We start from the raw sequence: 19768 nt of genomic DNA, 5'->3' as shown, positions 1-19768 counted from the left end.
ATGGCACGAAGGCCCCACGGGGCTCGCCCGGGGGCCTTCGCGTTCCGGACTTCGGGGGGAAAGCTTAGGCCTTGAGTGCCGCTTCCAGCACGGTCAATGCCTCGGCAAAAGTGTCGTCCTCAATGGTGATGGGCGCCAGGAAGCGGATCACATTCGAGTACACGCCACAGGTCAGCAGGATCAGCCCCCGCTTCATGGCTTCGGTCTGGACCTTCTTGGCAAAGTCCGCATCGGGCTCGTCGCTGCCAGCCTTGTTGAACTCCACCGCCACCATAAAGCCCAGGCCGCGTACATCGGCGATCTGGGGCACGGCAGACTTGAGGCTGTTGAGCTTCTCCATCAGCGCAGCACCCAGGCGCTGAGCGCGCTCGTTCAGCTTCTCCTCGGCAATCACCTCAAGTACGGCCAGCGCAGCCGTCACCGCCAGCGGGTTGCCGGCATAGGTACCTCCCAGGCCACCGGGTGCAGGCGCATCCATCAGATCGGCTCGGCCGGTCACGGCCGACAGGGGGAAACCACCAGCCAGACTCTTGGCCATGGTCATCAGGTCGGCCTTGACCGCGTGGTGCTCCATGGCGAAGGTCTTGCCGGTACGGGCAAAACCGGTCTGTATCTCGTCGGCAATCAGCAGGATGCCGTGCTCGTCGCAAATCTTGCGCAGCTCGACCATGAACTCGGTGGGTGCCACATAGAAGCCCCCTTCGCCCTGCACCGGCTCCAGGATGATGGCAGCCACGCGCTTGGGATCGATATCCGCCTTGAACAGGGTCTGCAGGGCCTTGATCGAGTCAGCCGAAGTCACGCCGTGCAGCGGCACCGGGAAAGGGGCATGGTACACATCCGCCGGCATGGGGCCGAAGTTCAGCTTGTAGGGGTTGACCTTGCCGGTCAGCGCCATGCCCATCATGGTGCGGCCATGGAAGGCGCCGGAGAAGGCAATCACACCGCTGCGGCCCGTAGCGGCACGCGCGATCTTGATGGCGTTTTCCACTGCCTCGGCACCACTGGTGAAGAAAGCGGTCTTCTTGGGGCCGTGTACAGGCACAATCTCGTTGAGCTTCTCAGCCAGCTTCACATAGCTCTCATAGGGCACAACCTGATAACAGGTGTGGCTATAGGCATCCACCTGCGCCTTCACGGCAGCAGTGATCTTGGGATGGCGGTGACCGGTGTTCAGCACAGCGATACCGGCGGCAAAATCAATGAAGCGGCGGCCTTCCACATCCCAGATCAGGCTGTTCTCGGCGCGCTCGATAAAGAAATCCCCCAGCACACCGACGCCACGGGGCGTAGCAGCGAGTCGACGAGCGTGGAGATCAGCATTCTTGGACATGATGGAATTCCTTGTGGCACAGGGGTGACGTGATGCGAATTTAATCATAAGCGATGAATAAATTCACCACTTACGATGAATTTATTCATCGCTGCGCCGCAACATCGTCACCGCCATTTGATCGCACAACCTATGCTGGGCTTCTGCTCCAGCGGCCCATCCCCCATCATGGCAACCTGCTTCATGGCCTCGAACAGCTCCCGCTGGGCGCCATGCGCCGCATGCCTGCCCGAGGCATCGAAACGGCCCCGGTACTGCAGCAGCAGTTCGCTGTTGTAGCCAAAGAAGTCCGGCGTGCACACCGCCCCAAATGCCCGCGCCACGGCCTGGCTCTCGTCATACAGGTAGGGAAAGCCGAAGCCATAGGCCCGGGCATAGGCCTTCATATGCTCAAAGTCGTCCTCGGGGTACTGGGCAGGATCGTTGGCACTGATGGCCACGCTCTTGATACCGTAGCTCTCCAGCTCACGACAGGTCTCCACCAGCGCCTCACGTATGGCCTTGACGTAAGGACAATGGTTGCAGATGAACATCACCAGCAGGCCATTGTGCCCGCGCAACTCACTCAGGCCATGGTTGCGTCCGTCCACGCCAGGCAAGGTGAAATCAGGGGCCGGCAGGCCCAACTGGACAAGGGGAGCGGTCACACTGGCCATGGCTGCACGATTCGGAGTTGGGTAACCGTGATTATAGGTGGCCCGCGCGGCTGGCATAATCCCTAACTCAACCTCTAGCGATAAGACCGCCTCATGCCCCGTATCTACCTCGATATGCCGCTTGCCAGTGGCCAGCAATTCAATCTGCCCGAACAGGCTGCACGCCATGTACAGGTACTGCGCCTGCAGCCAGGCGAGCCGCTGATGCTGTTCAATGGTCAAGGCGGCGAATTCGAGGCCGAGGTTGTCGACATGGGCAAGCGCCATGTCACCGTAACCGTCGGCCAGCACCAGGCAGATGAGCGCGAGTCGCCGCTGCAGCTGACCCTGGTACAGGCGCTGTCGGCAGCCGAACGCATGGACTACACCGTACAAAAAGCGACAGAACTGGGCGTGAACTGCATACAGGTCGTGCAGTCGGCCTATTGCAGCTACAAGCTGGCACAGGACAGGGTAGAAAAGCGCCTATTGCACTGGCAAGGCGTGGCCGAATCTGCCGCCGAGCAATGCGGCCGCACCCGCGTGCCGCAAATCCTGCCGCCGGTCAGGCTGGACAGCTGGCTGGCCCAGGCACCTGCTGCCGATCTCAAACTGCTGCTATCGCCCACCGGTGCCCGGCAATGGCATGAACTGCCACCACAGGCCAGCAGCGTCCAGGTGCTCATCGGCCCTGAAGGCGGCTTCTCGGGCGACGAGGACAATATGGCCATCGCCGCAGGTTTCACGCCGCTGATACTGGGCCCACGGCTGTTCCGTACCGAGACGGTGGCCCCGGTGATCGCCGCCCTGCTGCAAGCACGCTATGGCGACTTTCAGTAGCAGCGCACCGCTCAGCGCTGCCACCAGCAGCGCCTATTCCGCCTCGCGGACCATGCGCTCAGCCCACAGCTTCCACAGCGGCAACTGATGCACCAGCAAGCCCACCACAATCAGGGCCGTGCCCGTCAACAGCCCGGCCGATACCGCCTCGTCATTGGCCACATGGCCCAGCCACAAGGCGGTTACCGGGGTGATCAGGGTGATCAGCGCCACATGGGCGGTGGGCAGCCGCTGTATCAGCAAAAAGTACAGACTCATGGCCAGCACCGATCCCACCAGCGCCAGGTAGACCACCGCCCCCCATTGCTTCAGGCCCGCCGTTGCCGGCCACTGTCCATCCAATAGCCACCAGCCGGCCAGGGTCAATAGCGCACTGACCGTCAAGGCGCCCGTTGCCGTCGCCAGGGGTGGCGTATCCGCGCCGTGGCGCTTGGTCAGCACCGCACCCAGCGCTTGCAGCACATTGCCCATCAGGCCACCGACTATGCCCCAATGGGCCTCCGGCCCCAGACTCACCCGGTCGCGGAAGATACACCACAGGCCCGCCAATCCCAGCAACATGCCCAGCACCTGCCCACGGCCAGGGCGCTCACCGATGATCAGGCTGGCAAACAAGGCCGTGATCAAGGGCGAAAGGCCGAACAGCACAGCCATCAGGCCAGAGGAGATATAGCGGGCGCCAAAATAGGTACAGGCCATGCTGGACGCCATGGCCACGCCGGCAATCAGGTAGGTGCGGCGCGACGCCCCATCCAGCGGCAAAGGCTGGCGCCAGACCAGCATCAGCAGCCCCGCCGCCAGCGCGCCCAGGGCCATGCGGCCGGCCAGCGCGGCGGTGAAGGACATGCCTGCCACCGACCAGTTGATGGCCAGGGCCGTGGTAGACCAGACGGTGACAACACCGAGATAGGCAAAGGAAGTCGGCATGGCTAGCCCAGGGCTCCGATAGGGACGGCGAGGCTTGCGGCAACGACCTGCAAGCATCCAAAGGCAGGGCTTATACCATAGCGCACCAGGCTAGCAGCACCCCAGCGCCATCACAGGCAGCGGTTTTTCCAGCACGACAGCGTCGGCCAGAAAACCGTGTTCCCGCTTGCGCTCGCCGGTCTCGACAAAGCCCAGCCTGCACCAGAAGGCAAAAGCAGGGGCATTGCTGGCAATAATGCTGATGCGCAGGGTAGTAATCCGCGGCCAGCGCAGCACCAACTGCTCCAGCTCGCCAAATACCCTGCGCCCCAGGCCGCGCCCCTGCCAGCGCTCGGACAGCAGCAGCAACTTGATCATGGCCTGGTCCGGATACGGCCAGCTCCGCAGGACAGTGGCCATACCGACCAGCTCTTCACCCACCCATACCCCCAAGGCATGCTGCTCGCCCAGGCTCTTGCCGGGCGGCAGGTCACTGCCATCGAACCAGGCAGCCACCGCTTCGCGGCCAGGAGAGCGCTTGCCCTCGGTCAACTGCCAATAGCCGGGCGCCGCACAGGCAAGCTGATAGACGGCATCCAGTTGCGCCTGCGAGGGCACGACTATGCGTTCCAATCGGAAATCCAAGCTGCCCTCCCCCGAAAAGGCAAACGACCAGTACATGGACTGGTCGTTTATTAGAATCAGGTAATTTTACCCAACCCTGCGGGCTGCGTCGAATATATCGAAACGCTTATTTTGCTGACGGTAGCCTTTGCCTATAGCGTGCCGTAGGAATGCAGGCCGGACAGGAACATGTTCACCCCCAGGAAGGCAAAGGTCGTCACCAGCAGGCCAACCACCGACCACCAGGCCAGTATGTCGCCTCGCCAGCCCTTGACCAGCCGCACATGCAGCCAGGCTGCGTAGTTGAGCCACACGATCAGCGCCCAGGTCTCCTTCGGGTCCCAGCTCCAGTATCCGCCCCAGGCATCCGCCGCCCACATAGCGCCCAGAATGGTCGCGATGGTGAAGAACAGGAAGCCCACCGCAATGGCCTTGTACATCACTTCGCCCAGGGTCTCGTAGCTGGGCAGATGCGATGTCAGTATGCCGCGCGAGGCCAGCAACTGTGCCACCCCCAGCATGGCGGCCATGGCAAAGGCGCCATAGCCGACAAAATTGGCAGGCACATGGATCTTCATCCACCACGATTGCAGCGCCGGTATCAGCGGCTGTATCTCGTGCGCCTGGCGGTCAAAGGTGTACCAGAGTATGAAGCCCACCGCGGCCGAGATGATCAGCAGCACAAACGCCCCCATGCGGCGCGTGGCAAAGCGCTGCTCGTAATAGAGGTACATCATGGCGGTGATGAAACAGAACATGATGAAGACTTCGTACAGATTGGACACCGGTACGTGGCCTACATCCGGGCCGATCAGATAGCCCTCGTACCAGCGCACGAAGAACCACACCACGGCGGCACCAGCCGCCGCCCAGGTCAGGCCCGAGGCGATGGCATCGGCCGTATTGGAGCGGCGCAGCAAACCCACCCAATAGATCGCGGTGGCCAGGAAGAACAGCACGCACATCCACATGGCGGCGGACTGGCTGGCCAGCACATACTTGAGCCAGAACGCCGTCTGACCACGACCGAGATCGTCGCCATACAGGGCTATCCCCCCCAGCGCCAGCAGGCCCGCCAGCGGAAAGAACAGCCGCACCGGCTTCCAGAACCAGCCGAGCGCCACCAGTGACAGCGCGCTGCCCGCCAGGATGGCGTGCTCATAGACATCCATCGCCGCGTGATAACGCTGGAACACCACCCCGGCCACCGCCAGGATGAACAAGGCATACAGATGGTCGCTCAGCTTGAGCCCGCGCCAGAAAGGCGCATTGCCCGCCTGCGGCAGGGTGGTCGCGTAGCCTGGATTAGTCATGTTGTTCTTCCTTGTCCGTGCCGGCCAGGCTGCCCAGGGCAGCGCTGTGCGCAGCAAATTCCTGCTCGGTCTGGGCATCACGGCGGTTGCTGCTGAAAGCCAGCAGCAGACGGCCTTCCTGCACCCACACCCAGATTCGGTTCTCGCGTATGTAAAACATGCAGAATATGCCCAGAACCAGCAGCAGACTACCCAGATAGACCAATGGCTGGCCTGGGCTGCGGGTAACCTGGAAACCGCTGGACTTGCGCTCCTCAAAGCCTACCGGCTGCAGATAAAAGCCGTGGCCGTAATCAAAGCTGGCCGATACCGCCACCAGGCTATCCATCAGGAAGCGATAATAACTGTCGTTGAATTCCACCGGGGCAAGGTTGGCCCGCTGGCGCGACAAATCCGCCGCATCCAGCACCGCGCCTTGCAGCAGCTTGATATAGGTCTGGCCTACCGCCTCCTGTTTGTCCTTGGGCACCCGCTCATCCAGAAAACTTTGCAAGGCGGTAAAGCCGCCATCGGCAAAGCGCTGCAGCACCCACACCAGGCTTTGCTCGAACTCCTTGCGATAGGCCGGACTGATGGCGCCATCGCGTTCGGCCTTGGCCGCGGTACGGCGGGCGATTTCCGGCCAGGCCGCCGGGTCGTGTAGCACGGCACTGATCTGCATAAAGCCCTGCGGACTGAACTCGGCGTCCAGCGGTATCCGCACAAACGCGAACGGCGCCGCCACCGTACGCCGCATGCCACTCATCAGGTAGAAGCGCCCGCCGTCCTCAAATGGCGACAGGTAGTTCAGGTACTCCACAGCCTGGCCCTGGGCATCGCGCACCTTGAACTGTATCGACGGCCCGACATTCTTGACCTTCTTGTCAGCCTTGACCTGGCGGGCATCCTGCATGCGGCGGCCAAAGTCCGATATTTCAGGCTCGGCTTCCAGATTCTCGATATTGAAGGGTCGCAGCTCACCGAACTCCAAGGTCAGCGGCTGGCCGCCCCAACGGAAGGCCTGGCTGGCCAACGACACGGCGGCCAGCTCCTGCGGCCTGGGCGCAGCGCCCAACCAGTCCCACACCGCTAGCTTCAGCGGCGAGCCACCATCGCCAAAACTGGATTGGTAGATGGCCACGCCATCGACAATCAAGGGGTGGTTGACCTTGACCGTCCCCTTGGTGACCTTGCCGCTAGCCTTGCTGGTCACCTCGATATCGCTGGCAAACAACTTGGGCTGGCCAGTGCTGTAATGCTCGACATGAAACTTGTTGAGCTTGATAGCGAAGGGCAGCTCCTGCACGTAATAGCCAGGCCCGGCATTCAGCCAGGCCACATCCCGCGTCTCCCCCTCGGGCATGTCTATCACCCCGCGGAACGACAGATTGCTGGGGGTCAGCTTGCTTTTCTCGCCTATTTCGCTCACTGGCACCGTATTGCGGGTCTCTACTTCCTTGATGCCCAGCAGGCTCTGCAGCTTGAGGGGCAGGTTGCCATCCAGCAGGCCGCCTATGCAGATCACCACGATGGCCGCATGGGCGAACAGATAGCCCAGACGCTGCAGGCTGCCTTTCTTGGCAGCCAGCATGACACCCTCGTCACGCACCACCCGCTTGTGCCGATAACCCTGGGCCGTCAGCCACTGCTCCGCCTGGGTCAGCGCCCCCTCCACGGGCTGCTGCAACGCGATCTCCTGCTGGTGCGCCATGGCGCGCAAGGATTTCAGCGCAGCCTGCTCCCGATAGGAGCGGATATCACGCAATATGCCAGGCAGGTGGCGATAGATGCACAGCGAGGTCGAGCCCACCAGAAAGCCCAGCATGATGATGAACCAGCCGGCATGGTAGACATCGTAAAGCCCCAGCCACTCGAATGGGCGGAACCAGAAATCACCGAACTCGACGGCGTAACTGGTATAGGGCTGGTTCTGCTGCAGCACGGTGCCGATGATGGAGGCAATGGCAAGCAGGGTAAGCAGGCTGATGGCAAAGCGCATGGAGCTGAGCAGCTCGTACAGCGCACGGCCGAAAGAAAGACGACGCACGGCGATTCTCGACTAGTAGGGGACAACCCCGTTGCCCCACCGGTTGGCACCAGCAGGGAGAGGCCCAGCCACGAACAGGCACAACCGCGCGCCCGCTCGACCAGCACCGTTTAAACACACCAAAGGGGTGGCCAGGCCACCCCTTGGGCTATGCAGGCAGGAAAAGTTCCCCGCTGCCATGATGAAGCCGCCACCTGAACCCGCCGTGGCAGCCCTGGATCAGGCTTAACGCAGGCCGGCGATATACTCGGCAACAGCCTTCATCTCGGCATCCGACAACTTGGCAGCGATAGGCTGCATGATGCCGTTCTTGCGATCAGTATTGGCCTTGTAGCTGTTCAACGAACTCACCACATAGGCAGCATGCTGACCGCCAAGGCGCGGATACTGCACCGGTATGCCAGCGCCGTTGGGGCCGTGGCAAGCCATGCAGGCCGGCACACCTGTTGCGGCGATACCACCGGTGTAGATCTTCTTGCCCGCCGCCATCAACGCCTTGTCGGTACCAGCGCGCTCCTTGGGCTTCTGCTCGCCATAGTAGGCTGCCAGGTTGCGCATGTCGTCATCGGTCAGGGTTGCCACCTGCCCCAGCATGATGGGGTTCTTGCGCTCACCCTTCTTGAAGGCACTCAGCTGGGCATACAGGAACTCGGGATGCTGACCCGCTAGGCTGGGGTTGGCACTGGCAGCGCTATTGCCATCCAAACCGTGGCAAGCAGCACACACTTTTTCGACGATAGCCTTGCCCTTGGCCGGGTCGGCCTTGGGCGCTACCGCAGCAGGGGCGCCCGCGGCAACCGCATAAGAGGCCATACAACCGAACAGAACAGCCAGCACGCTACGCTTCATAGCAACAACTCCTTGATGACGAGGTGAGCGGCGAGTCGCTCGTTTTTACTTGTTCTAACCAGGGCGTAGGGTGCGAATAAAACTGGATGGGGAAGCATCCATACGCCAAGGCATTGATTCAAACCTGATATTCTATCCGAACCTTGAGGCGCCGCCAAAGTTGGCCGCCCTAAACAAAAAAGTTTAACTCATGTCGCTGTTTCGCCAACTCCGTTTCCACACCACCGTCAACGATCTGCACATGCTGCCCGGCGGCGGCATCGAGGTCGCCTTTGCGGGCCGCTCCAACGCCGGCAAGTCCAGCGCCATCAATACCCTGGCCGATCACAACCGGCTGGCGTTTGTGTCGAAAACGCCCGGGCGCACCCAGCACATCAACTATTTCGACTTCGGCCAGGGCCGCTTCCTGGTCGACCTGCCCGGCTATGGCTACGCCCAGGTGCCCGAACCCATACGTGCCCACTGGGAGCACCTGCTGGGCCAGTACCTGGCCACCCGCCCCAACCTGATCGGCCTGGTATTGCTGATGGATGCACGCCATCCACTCAAGCCGCTGGACGAACGGATGCTGGATTGGTTCATCCCCACCGGCCGCCCCGTCCACGCGCTGCTGACCAAGGCCGACAAGCTGACAAAACAGGAACAGGCCAAAACCCTGAACGCCGTGCGCGACAAGCTGGCAGCCTGGCCGCAGTGCACTGTACAGCTGTTCTCCAGCCTCAAGAAAACCGGCATCGAAGAGGCTGAAAACGTGGTGGGAGGCTGGTTTGCCGCCGCCCAGGCAGAGGCAGAAGACAACTCGGGAACTTAATCGGGCAGACGCCGCTCTCACCGCACAGGTGTTATGCGCGCCTCCCGCTTTCCCTCCCTGAGCGGGTGCCCGACCAATGAGCGTCGGGCTTTTCAACCCCGGCCTTCTCCCCTTTGGCCGGGGTTTTTTATTACCCGTTTTGACTTTTTTTTAAGCAAAAGCGCATTGGAACTTGCTCTCGTCATAGAGGTTTGACGCTTCTTGTGCTATGTTTGACTTCGCCGTAATGGTGCATAAGCTCATTACAAAGCGGGTACAACAGGAGACAGGCCGATGCAGAATCTCGCCGGCATCAAGGTCATGGTGATCGACGACAGCAATACCATACGCCGTAGTGCAGAGATATTTCTCGGCCAGGCGGGTTGCGAGGTCATCCTGGCAGAAGACGGCTTCGACGCGCTGGCCAAGATCAGCGACCATCATCCCGACGTGATTTTCGTCGACGTGATGATGCCGCGGCTGGACGGTTATCAAACCTGCTCGTTGATCAAGAAGAACCCGAAGTTCAAGGCGACGCCGGTGATCATGCTGTCCTCCAAGGACGGTTTGTTTGACCGCGCCCGGGGCCGTATGGTCGGTTCGGACGAATACCTGACCAAGCCGTTTACGAAAGACAGCCTGCTGCAAGCAGTAGGCATACATGCCAACCACGCCTGAGAAGGGCGTCAAGGATAGAAATCAAATGACCATCAAGAAAATTCTGATTGTCGACGACTCCCCTACCGAGCGTCACTTCCTCGGTGAATTGCTCACCAAGAACGGCTTCCAGGTCATGACCCTGGAAAGCGGTGAGGAAGCCGTAGCGCGGGTCAAGGACATCATGCCCGACCTGATCCTGATGGACGTGGTGATGCCAGGCCTCAACGGCTTCCAGGCGACCCGCACCATCACCAAGGACGATGCCACTGCCCATATCCCGGTCATCATGTGCACCTCCAAGGGCCAGGAAACCGACATCGTCTGGGGCAAGCGCCAAGGCGCCAAGGGCTATGTGGTCAAGCCGGTCAACCCGGATGAGCTGCTCAAGCAGATCGCCGCACTAGGCTAAGCTCAGAAAACCATGGCCAAGCGCGTCAGTCTTCGTGAATTCCAGGAAAGCGTGGTAGCGCGGCTCAAGTCGCTGCCTGCCACGCACGCCGCCTCCACCAAGCTCGGCATCCAGGTGGGTGATACCTCGTGGCTGGTCGATCTGACCGACGTCAGCGAAGTGCTGCCTGTACCCGGCATGGTGGACGTGCCCCTTACGCGCCGCTGGTTCAAGGGCGTGGCCAATATTCGCGGCAATCTGTTCAGTGTGGTCGATCTGCCCGGCTTTCTGGGCGACGAACCTGTCAACCTGGGCATGAGCAGCCGCCTGCTCATCATCCACCCCCGCCATATCGTCAATTCGGCGCTGCTGGTCAACCGCATGCTGGGTCTGCGCAATATTCAGGGGATGGAAGAAGTTGCCCCCGCCGACCCCGCCGTACCCTGGTGTGGCCCCACGCGACGGGACAGCGAAGGGCGGGAATGGCGTGAGATGCGCATCAACGAACTGGTGCAGCAAGCACCGTTCCTGCAAGTTGGCACTATCTGACAGGTACCGGTACCGGCAAATGCCAGTACCGGTATTACCGCAATTAAGAACTGAGTATTTGCAACAATCTGGCCGGCTCGGCCCGCAGAGATAAGCAACAGGGAGATAAGCGAATATGGCGCTGCAGGATAAAACGAAATCGGGCGGTAATACCCAAGCCGGCTCGGCACCGCGCAGCGGTTTTACCGATACGCTGATGCGTGCGTTCGGACGCAACAAGGGTCAGTCCGGCGGTGACAAGGCCGAAAAGGCTTACGATCCCTTGCGCACGGTGTCCATACTGGACCGTATCCGCCCCCAGGCGGACGGTGGTGCAGCGCGACCACTACCGCTGATCGGCCATCTCCCCATACGCCGCCAGATCGAAATCTGCTTCTGGGTAATGGGGATCTCCATCCTGGCCTTCGCCACCACAGTGGCCCTGATGGTGCGTTCCTCCGGCCATGACGCCATCTACCGCGCCACCTCCACCGAAATGCAGATGCTTTCGCAGCGTATGGCCCGTGCGTCCGCCCAGGCCATCCAGGGTAATGCCGATGCCTTCCCGTTGCTGACCGAAGCCTATAACGACTTCGACAAGGATCTGAACCGCCTGATCAATGGTGGCGATGGCCTGCCGGCATCCGGTGGCGATGCCGCCGAGATCCTGGGCAAGATCAAGAAGAACTGGGACAACAACTTCCGCCCCAACCCCAAGAAACCCACGATTGAGACCATCCTCAAGCAGCGGGAAACCCTGGTGGCGGTGACCAAGAACGTGAGTTCGATCAACCGTAACGATGCCAAGCTGCTGGAACTGACCCAGCAGCTGGTGTCACTGTTGAGCGAATCGAACGCCCCTGGCCACGAGATCGAACTGGCCAACCAGCAGGTGATGCTGTCGCAGCGCATGGCCAAGAACGCCAACGCCATGTTGGCCGGTGAAATCATCAATCCGGAAGTGGTCTTCCTGCTGGGCAAGGACACCAATACCTTCCGCGACACCCTGCAAGGCATGATCGAGGGTAGCGAAGAGCTGCGCATCCAGCCTGCTGGCAACCCCGAGGTGAAGGAAAAGCTGACCGAAATCCGCGACATGTTCAAGGACTTCGAAACCGTGGTGGGCGCCTTCTCCCGCAACATGCAGAACCTGGTGAACACCCGTCTGGCCAACCAGACCACCTACAAGGAAAGTGAAAACCTGCTGCAGGATGCCAAGAAGCTGACCGCTGCCTATGAGCAATCGGCTGGCGGCATACTGCCCATCATCCTGGAAGTCGTGTTCGCGCTGCTGGCACTGGCGGCCCTGTTTGGTCTGGTGCGGGTGTACAACTCCGAATCGCAACGTCGCCGGTCCGAGATCGAAGCCGAGAACAAGCGTAACCAGGAAGCCATTCTGCGGCTGCTGAACGAAATGTCCGACCTTGCCGACGGTGACCTGACGGTACGCGCCTCGGTGACCGAAGACCTGACGGGCGCCATCGCCGACTCGATGAACTACACCATCGACGAGCTGCGCAGCCTGATTATCGGTATTAACCGCGCCACTGACCAGGTGACGGCGGCATCCCAGCAAGCCCAGGCCATTTCGGGCGAACTGCTGCAAGCCGCCCAGCGTCAGTCCGAAGAAATTGTCGAGACCAACGAAGTGGTGCAGAACATTGCCCGCTCGATCAACGACGTGTCCGGTACCACCGTCGAATCCGCCCGTGTGGCGCGCCAGTCCCTGGATGCCGCCAACAAGGGCGCCGATGCGGTGCAGAACCAGATCAAGGGCATGAACGAAATCCGCGAACAGATCCAGGAGACCGCCAAGCGTATCAAGCGGCTGGGTGAAAGCTCGCAGGAGATCGGTGAAATCGTGGAACTGATTTCCGACATTACCGAGCAGACCAACGTGCTGGCCCTGAACGCAGCCATCCAGGCCGCTTCCGCCGGTGAAGCCGGTCGAGGCTTCACGGTGGTGGCCGAAGAAGTGCAGCGACTGGCCGAACGCTCGGGTGAAGCTACCAAGCAGATCGGCGCGATTGTGAAGACCATTCAGGCTGATACCCACGATGCCGTGGCCGCCATGGAAATCTCCACCCAGGGTGTGGTGGAAGGTGCCAAGCTGTCCGACGCCGCAGGCCAGGCGCTGACCGAGATCGGCCAGGTGTCGAACGAACTGGCCGGTCTGATCGAGACCATCGCCAAGGCCAGCCAGTCGCAGCAGCAACTGGCCGACAAGGTGGCCGTATCGATGCAGGACATTTTGCGCATTACCGAGCAGACCACTGCCGGTACCAAGCAGACTGCCGTGCAGATTGGTCAGCTGACTGGTCTGGCAGCCGAACTGAAGGGTTCGGTTGCGGGCTTCAAACTCTGATTCGGCAAGGGCTGCAACGGCAGAATGCCGTGGTGGCCCTATAGCTCTCAAGCCATAAAGGGGAACGCCCCAAGCTCATTCCTGCCAAGACATGGCGCCCGCGCGATGACACTAGGCCCGCCCCTATGGCGGCCCGTTACGCGCCAGCCATCCATCTTCGCTAGACCAGGAGCAGGGCGGCCCCGCAACGCGGAAACACAACATCGATGAGCGCGCACACCGAATTCGATCTGGGTTCGCTGATCTGGGTCAAAGGCGAAATCGACCAGGCCCTAGAGAAGGCACGCCAGAGTCTGGCCAAATATGCCAATCAGGCTGATGCCGCCGAACTCAAGTTCGCACAGACACACCTGCACCAGGTTCGCGGTGCAGTAGAGATGGTCGGCCTGTCCGGCGCTTCGCGCTTTGCCGAGGAGCTGGAAGTCGCCGTCGGCGCGGTTGAGCGCGGCGAAGCCGACGGCAGCATGCTCAAGCTGGTCTCCGACGCAGCGCAAAGCCTGACCCAATACCTGGAAGCACTGGTCAACGGCTCGCCCGATCTGGCCCTCAAGCTGCTACCCAGCTATCGCCGCGTGCGCGAGCTGCGTGGCGAGAAGCACAGCAGCGGCGCCGATTTGTTCTTCCCCCCCTTGTCCGCCACACTGCCCGCCAACCTCGCAGCACACAAGCTGGACGAGGCCATCCTCCCGACTTACCTGAAGAATGCCCGCAGCCGCTTTGAAGCCGGCCTGCTGAAGTGGCTCAAGGGTGACAAGCACGAGGGTGGGCAGTGGATGGTGCAGGCCCTTTTCGGCGTGGCGCGTACCCAGTCGAGCAATCTGCAACGCGGCTTCTGGTGGGCTGCGGCCGCCATGGCCGAAGGCAGCGTGGATAATCGGGCCAAGCTCGATATCGACCAGAAACAACTGTTCGCCCGCCTCAATCAGCAGCTCAAGCGGCTGTCCGAGAGCGGCGGCAAGGTGGCGGAGCGACTGTTCCGCGACGTGCTGTATGCCGTCGCCACCATGGAAACCCAGAGCGTGCAGTGCGCAGCGGTACGGCGCGCCTATGGCCTGAACGCCCTGCTGCCAGCCGGCGCTCTGGAAGACGACGCCCATCAGCTCGCCGCCATGCAGGTCGCGCGGGAACTGAAGGAACTAATCAACCAGACCAAGGACAACTGGGCACGCGTGGGTGGTGGCAGCAGCGATCGCCTGCCCACTTTCCGCCAGCAGTTGGCCGAGGTCAGCAAGCGCGCGATCAGCCTGTCCATCCCGGCCTTCGACACCCTGGCGGCCACGCTGCAGGAAGTGGTGGCCGGCATGACTGCTGCGCCCAACGAGAGCCAGGCGCTGGAAGTCGCCACCGCCCTGCTGCTGTTGGAAAACGCCCTGGTGGTCTTCCCCGAGCGCTCTAACGACTTCCCGGCCCAGGCCACGGCCATGCAGGCACGCCTCAAGGATGGCGCAGCCAGTGCGCCTGAGGTCACCCTGCTGGACGAAGTATCGCGGCGGGCGCAGGAGCGCCTGCTGATGGCGCAGGTAGCACAGGAAATACAGACCAATCTGGGCCAGATCGAACAAACCCTGGATGACTTCTTCCGCGACCCGGATACCCGTGGCGAACTGCTCAGTACGGATGCCCCCATACGGCAGATACGCGGTGCCCTGACCATACTGGACGAGCGTGACGCCCAGGTGATACTGGATGCCTGCGCCGACATCGTCAAACGCTGCCAGGCTGAGGACTACACGGCCCCGGCCGAAGAGTTGGAGTTCCTGGCGGAAGCCTTCTCCAGCCTGGGTTTCTACATCGATGCGCTGCGCCGCGAAGAAGCTGATCGCGGCAAGCTGATTGCCCCCTGGCTGCACCAGATCCGTGGCGAAGCCCCGGACGAGATCGTGCCCACGGAAGCCGAACAGATCGCCGCCGAGTTCGCCAGCGAACCAGAAGTCGAGCTGGAGCTACCGACGGCCGCCAGCCTGCCGGAGGCAGAAAGCGCGCCCGCAACCGAGCCTGCGCCAGCTGCGGCACCGGCCGTCAGTACGGCCGTCAGCGAAGCGGCAGTCGATGCCGAACTGCTGGAGGTCTATCTCGAAGAAGCTGTCGAGGTGCTGGACAACGTCAACAGTCATCTGGCCATCATCCGCGATCAGCCTACCAACAAGGAAGCGCTGACTGTCATCCGCCGTGGTTTCCACACCCTCAAGGGTAGTGGCCGCATGGTGGGCCTGAACCAGCTGGGCGAAGTGGCCTGGTCGGTCGAGCAGGTGATGAACAAGTGGCTGCAGGATGAAAAGCGCGCCAGTGCAAGCCTGCTGCAACTGGTGGAGCAAGCCACGGCGGGCTTCTCGATCTGGGTGGATCAGCTCAAGGAGAGCGGTACCGCACAGGTGGAAGCCACTGCCATCTTTACCCTGGCCGAGCAATTGAAGAATGGCCAGGAGCCCGAGCATGCCGCGCCAGCTGCCGAAGCGCCCCAGCCTGTCGCCCTAGAAGCGGAAGCCGAGCCCGCGCTGGATCTGGGCTTTGTGGCCGAGCCGGCCGCTGAAACGCCGATCGAACTGGCCCTGCCCGAGCTCACAAGCGAGGCTCCGGCTCTGCTTGAACTGGATGCCGCACCCACCACCGAGCCTGCCATCGAACTGAGTGCTGCACCGGCAGATGAGTTCGCGCTGGATTTCGAGCTAGACGCGCCGCCCGCTGCGGCAGAAGCCGAGGCCGCCGAAGCGGCCGTGCTCGACTTCGACCTGGGCGAGCCGGAAGCAGCACCGCTGCTACCCGGCTCTATCGAGCTGGCCCATCCCGAAGAGGAAGTTGAAGCGCCCGAACTGGTCATCGGAGATATCACCATCTCCAAGGCCTTGTTCGGCATCTTCCTTGACGAGGCCTATCGCCATTTCGCCACACTGAACGATGCCTTTATCGACTTCAGCACCCGTGGCGAAGTGCGGCCTGAGTTTGTCCATGCAGCCCATACCCTTTGCGGTATCGCCAACACCACCGGCTTCACCTCGCTGGGCGAGCTGGGCTATGCCATAGAGCAAGCCCTGCTGGCCTACCAGAAGGCGGGTGCCGAACCGGCACAAGGCGACTACGACACCCTCTCCATGGCCATCGACAAGGTGGGCGTGATGCTGGGCCAGGTGGGTCGCTACGAAACCCCGCAAGAAGAGCCACAGACCGTGGCCATGCTGACAGCCCTGACCAACCGCCTGAAGGACGAGGCCGAGCCCCTGCTGACACTGGACAGCGAACCGGCCCCGGCCGAGTTCGACCTGACCCTGGATCTGTCAGCGCCCGCCGAAACCGTAGCCGAAGCCCCCGCGCTGGAAGGGCTGACGCTGGATCTGGACGCCAACCAGCCCACCGAGGACTTGGTACTGGAGGCCCCAGCAGAGACGGCCGAGCCGTTGGATCTGTTGCTGGAGCCGGAAGAGATCCATCTTGATCTGGGTGATCTGTCGGCGCCGGAAATCAGCGCCGCGACAGAAGCCGCCCTGCTGGAAGAGACGATAGAAGTCGCGGCAGCAAGCGATGCCGACGTGCTGAATCTGGATATATCGCTGGACGAAGCCGACACCCCGGCAGATGTCCTGAGCGCTACGGCAGACAGCACCGATGTGCTCGACCTGTCGCTGGACGAACAGACCCTGCCGGAAGTCAGTATCGACGCCCCCCTGGCAGCAGACGAGGCCGAGGTAGAAGCCGATCTGGTAGACCTGGAAGCAGAACTGACCGCCGACGAGGACACCCCGGTTGCACTGGTGCTGGAAGAACTCCCTGGCGCCGAACTGCTGTCCGAACTGTCGCTGGATCTGACCGAGTCCACGCCAGAGTTGCTGGGCGTTGCCGATGAACCGGCCGAGTTGGTGGCGCCTGCTGCCGAACTGCCGGCCGAGGACATCGACAGCCCGCTGGTATTGGACGAGATCGCCGAGGACGTACACGCCATACCGGCCGCCGAAGCCATGCTGGAAGCCATTCCGCTGGCGGCGGTGGACGAAGCCATTGTGCTGGAGGTGGCCGAGGCAGAGGCACCGGCGGTCGAGGAATTCGTCATCCCGACGGCGATATTTGAACCCCTGGTGGAAGAAACCACGCTGGTCACTGCCCCCACGCCTGCCGAGCAGGATGGTGTGGGCAGCGTCATGCATCTGGCCACGCCGGATCGCCTGGGCGATATCCATGTCAAGGATGAGCTGGACGAGCAGTTGCTGCCTATCTTCCTGGAAGAAATGCAGGAGCTGCTGCCGCAGTTGTCGGCCGATCTGCGTGCGCTGCGCGGTGAACCCAACAACACCGAGACCCATGATTCGCTCAAGCGGGTGCTGCATACGCTCAAGGGCAGTGCGCGCATGGCCGGCGCCATGCGCATGGGTGAAGCCACCCACAATATGGAAACCCGCCTGCTCAATGCCGGCGAGCATCTCTCCATCGCCCTGCTCGATGAACTCGATCTCGACTTCGATGCCATCAACGAGCTGCAGGACAGGCTGATCAATGGCGAGCCTGAAGCCGCCGCCGAGGCCGAGGAACAAGCCGATATCGCCGCCATGGTGGCTGCATCGGCCGCATCCGAAGCCAGCCGTATCGCCACGGCACAGCCGGGCCAGGCAGCCCGTACCGCTCCGGCCCTGGGCTTGGTCGACCCCGATGCCGGCAAGTCCAGCATACGGGTGCGCTCCGACCTGGTCGACCGTCTGGTCAACCAGGCGGGCGAGGTGTCGATTTCGCGTACCCGTATCGAATCCGAAATGCTGGCGCTCAAGCGCTCCTTGCTGGATCTGACCGATAACGTGGCCCGTCTGCGGGGTCAGTTGCGCGAGATTGAAATTCAGGCCGAATCGCAGATGCAGTCGCGGATGGCCCATGCCACCGACCTGCCTGACTTCGACCCGCTGGAATTCGACCGTTTCAGCCGTTTGCAGGAACTCACCCGCTTCATGGCCGAAAGCGTCAATGACGTGGCCACGGTGCAGCACAACCTGTTGAAGAACCTGGACGAATCCAGTGCCGCGCTGACCCAGCAGGCCCGCATGACGCGTGACCTGCAGCAGGAACTGATGCGCGTGCGCATGGTGCCGTTCTCCTCGGTATCGGAACGCCTGTATCGACTGGTGCGCCAGACCGGTAAGGAAACCAGCAAGAAGGTGAACCTGGAGCTGCGCGGTGGCCGCGCCGAGATTGACCGGGGCGTGCTGGAAAAAATGGTGTCGCCGTTCGAGCATATGCTACGCAACGCCATCGACCATGGCCTCGAGACGCCTGACCAGCGTCTGGCCAAGGGCAAGAACGAATTCGGCGAAATCGTGGTGGAAGCCCGCCAGGAAGGTAACGAACTGGTACTGGTGCTGCGCGACGACGGTGCGGGTCTCGACATCGAGCGCATACGCCAGAAGGGCGTGGAGAAAGGCCTGATCGAAGCCGGTGGCGAGTACACCGACGCCCATATCATGGGCCTGATCTTCGAAGCCGGCTTCTCTACCGCCAGTGCGGTGACCCAGCTGTCGGGCCGTGGCATAGGCATGGACGTGGTCAAGAGCGAGATCGAGGACTTGGGCGGTCGCGTTGAAGTGACCTCCGAAGCCGGTCGTGGCACCACCTTCACCATCCACCTGCCGCTGACGCTGGCAGTCACCCAGGCCGTGCTGGTCAAGGTTGCCGGCAAGCTCTACGCCATCCCCTCGGTGATGGTGGAACAGGTGCAGGAACTGAAGGTTGAGCCGCTCAACCAGCTGTACCAAAGGCATCAGGCCGAGTGGCAGGGCAATGTCTATCCCTTCCACTACCTGCCTCGCTTGCTGGGTGACTACGACAGCCAGCCCGAACAGAAGCGCTACAACACCATCATGTTGCTGCGCTCCGGTATCAGCCGCATTGCTGTTCATGTCGACGAACTGGTGAAGAACCAGGAAGTTGTGGTGAAGAACATTGGGCCGCAACTGGTGCGGGTGGCTGGTATCGCCGGCGCTACCGTGCTGGGTAACGGCGAAATCGTGCTCATCATCAACCCGCTAGCCCTGTTGCAGCGTCGCGCCGAGGCCCCGGTGGCCGACTTCGATGCCGCCATGGCCGCCAGCGCACCGGCCCCCGAGGAGATCCTGCAGATCGCCCCGCTGGTCATGGTGGTGGATGATTCGTTGACGGTGCGCAAGATCACCGGCCGCCTGCTGGCCCGCGAAGGCTATCAGGTGGAGACCGCCAAGGACGGCGTGGATGCACTGCAGAAGTTGCAGGACATCCGCCCGGCGGTGATGCTGCTGGACGTGGAAATGCCGCGTATGGATGGCTTTGAACTGACGCGTAACCTGCGTCTGAATGCCGACACGCGCGACATCCCCATCATCATGATCACCTCGCGCACTGCCGACAAGCACAAGAACTATGCGTTCGAACTGGGCGTCAACGCCTTCCTGGGCAAGCCTTACCAGGAAGACGAGCTGCTGGAGCATATCCGTCGCCTGATAGGCGAAGAGCAGCCCGCAGCCTGATACTGGCCTGCAAGCTGAAACGAACACGCCCCGCAATG

Annotated in this window: 14 protein-coding genes; 7 read left to right on the top strand and 7 right to left on the bottom strand. The window is 61.9% G+C overall.

All coding sequences use genetic code 11. The features are described 5' to 3' along the window. Positions 1-64: 64 nt before the first annotated feature. Together QWZ03_RS18695 and QWZ03_RS18690 are read right to left on the bottom strand one after the other, a co-directional pair. Positions 65-1333, bottom strand: coding sequence for a 4-aminobutyrate--2-oxoglutarate transaminase (locus QWZ03_RS18695; protein WP_284195765.1), 1269 nt, complete (start codon positions 1331-1333; stop codon positions 65-67). A gap of 107 nt (positions 1334-1440) precedes the next feature. Continuing rightward, on the bottom strand, positions 1441-1980 hold the full coding sequence (locus QWZ03_RS18690; protein WP_308447583.1) for a thioredoxin family protein: 540 nt from the start codon (positions 1978-1980) through the stop codon (positions 1441-1443). A 102-nt stretch (positions 1981-2082) separates the two neighbouring features. On the opposite strand from QWZ03_RS18690, the gene QWZ03_RS18685 reads away from it, so the two are divergent. Next, entirely contained in the window at positions 2083-2808 is a 726-nt protein-coding gene (locus QWZ03_RS18685) for a 16S rRNA (uracil(1498)-N(3))-methyltransferase (protein ID WP_290334118.1), read from the top strand. Between the two features lie 33 nt (positions 2809-2841). On the opposite strand, the gene QWZ03_RS18680 is transcribed toward QWZ03_RS18685, so the two are convergent. The 5 genes from QWZ03_RS18680 to QWZ03_RS18660 form a co-directional block, all read right to left on the bottom strand. Continuing rightward, complete coding sequence (locus tag QWZ03_RS18680) at positions 2842-3735, bottom strand: DMT family transporter (protein ID WP_290334117.1); 894 nt, start codon at positions 3733-3735, stop codon at positions 2842-2844. A 90-nt stretch (positions 3736-3825) separates the two neighbouring features. Beyond that, positions 3826-4359: a GNAT family N-acetyltransferase gene (locus QWZ03_RS18675; RefSeq protein ID WP_290334116.1), complete on the bottom strand. Its 534-nt coding sequence runs from the start codon at positions 4357-4359 to the stop codon at positions 3826-3828. A 131-nt stretch (positions 4360-4490) separates the two neighbouring features. After that, positions 4491-5651 (bottom strand): c-type cytochrome biogenesis protein CcsB, encoded by a 1161-nt coding sequence (ccsB, locus tag QWZ03_RS18670; RefSeq protein WP_290334114.1) that lies wholly within the window; start codon positions 5649-5651, stop codon positions 4491-4493. Then, positions 5644-7677, bottom strand: a complete 2034-nt coding sequence (locus QWZ03_RS18665) for a cytochrome c biogenesis protein ResB (RefSeq protein ID WP_290334112.1) — start codon at positions 7675-7677, stop codon at positions 5644-5646. The genes ccsB and QWZ03_RS18665 overlap by 8 nt, the downstream gene beginning before the upstream one ends. A 225-nt stretch (positions 7678-7902) precedes the next feature. Further along, complete coding sequence (locus QWZ03_RS18660) at positions 7903-8526, bottom strand: c-type cytochrome (RefSeq protein ID WP_284195758.1); 624 nt, start codon at positions 8524-8526, stop codon at positions 7903-7905. 190 nt (positions 8527-8716) lie between these two features. Here QWZ03_RS18660 and yihA point away from each other — a divergent pair, with 190 nt between their 5' ends. The 6 genes from yihA to QWZ03_RS18630 all read left to right on the top strand — a co-directional run bounded on the left by yihA (position 8717) and on the right by QWZ03_RS18630 (position 19730). Further along, the gene (yihA, locus tag QWZ03_RS18655; protein ID WP_290334111.1) at positions 8717-9337 is read left to right on the top strand and encodes a ribosome biogenesis GTP-binding protein YihA/YsxC; all 621 of its coding nucleotides are present in this window, start codon (positions 8717-8719) and stop codon (positions 9335-9337) included. Positions 9338-9610: 273 nt separating this feature from the next. Beyond that, positions 9611-9994, top strand: coding sequence for a twitching motility response regulator PilG (gene pilG, locus QWZ03_RS18650; protein WP_284195756.1), 384 nt, complete (start codon positions 9611-9613; stop codon positions 9992-9994). Between the two features lie 25 nt (positions 9995-10019). After that, positions 10020-10385, top strand: a complete 366-nt coding sequence (locus QWZ03_RS18645) for a response regulator (RefSeq protein WP_284195755.1) — start codon at positions 10020-10022, stop codon at positions 10383-10385. 12 nt (positions 10386-10397) lie between these two features. After that, on the top strand, positions 10398-10913 hold the full coding sequence (locus QWZ03_RS18640) for a chemotaxis protein CheW (protein WP_284195754.1): 516 nt from the start codon (positions 10398-10400) through the stop codon (positions 10911-10913). Positions 10914-11028: 115 nt separating this feature from the next. Beyond that, on the top strand, positions 11029-13257 hold the full coding sequence (locus tag QWZ03_RS18635; protein WP_290334110.1) for a methyl-accepting chemotaxis protein: 2229 nt from the start codon (positions 11029-11031) through the stop codon (positions 13255-13257). Between the two features lie 206 nt (positions 13258-13463). Next, positions 13464-19730, top strand: a complete 6267-nt coding sequence (locus QWZ03_RS18630; RefSeq protein ID WP_290334108.1) for an Hpt domain-containing protein — start codon at positions 13464-13466, stop codon at positions 19728-19730. Positions 19731-19768 lie beyond the last annotated feature (38 nt).

Origin of the sequence: Chitinimonas viridis (assembly GCF_030409555.1) — a bacterium.
Classification (GTDB): Bacteria; Pseudomonadota; Gammaproteobacteria; order Burkholderiales; family Chitinimonadaceae; genus Chitinimonas; species Chitinimonas viridis.
Note: the sequence above shows the minus strand (reverse complement) of the source record. Positions and strands in the feature narration are given on the sequence as shown.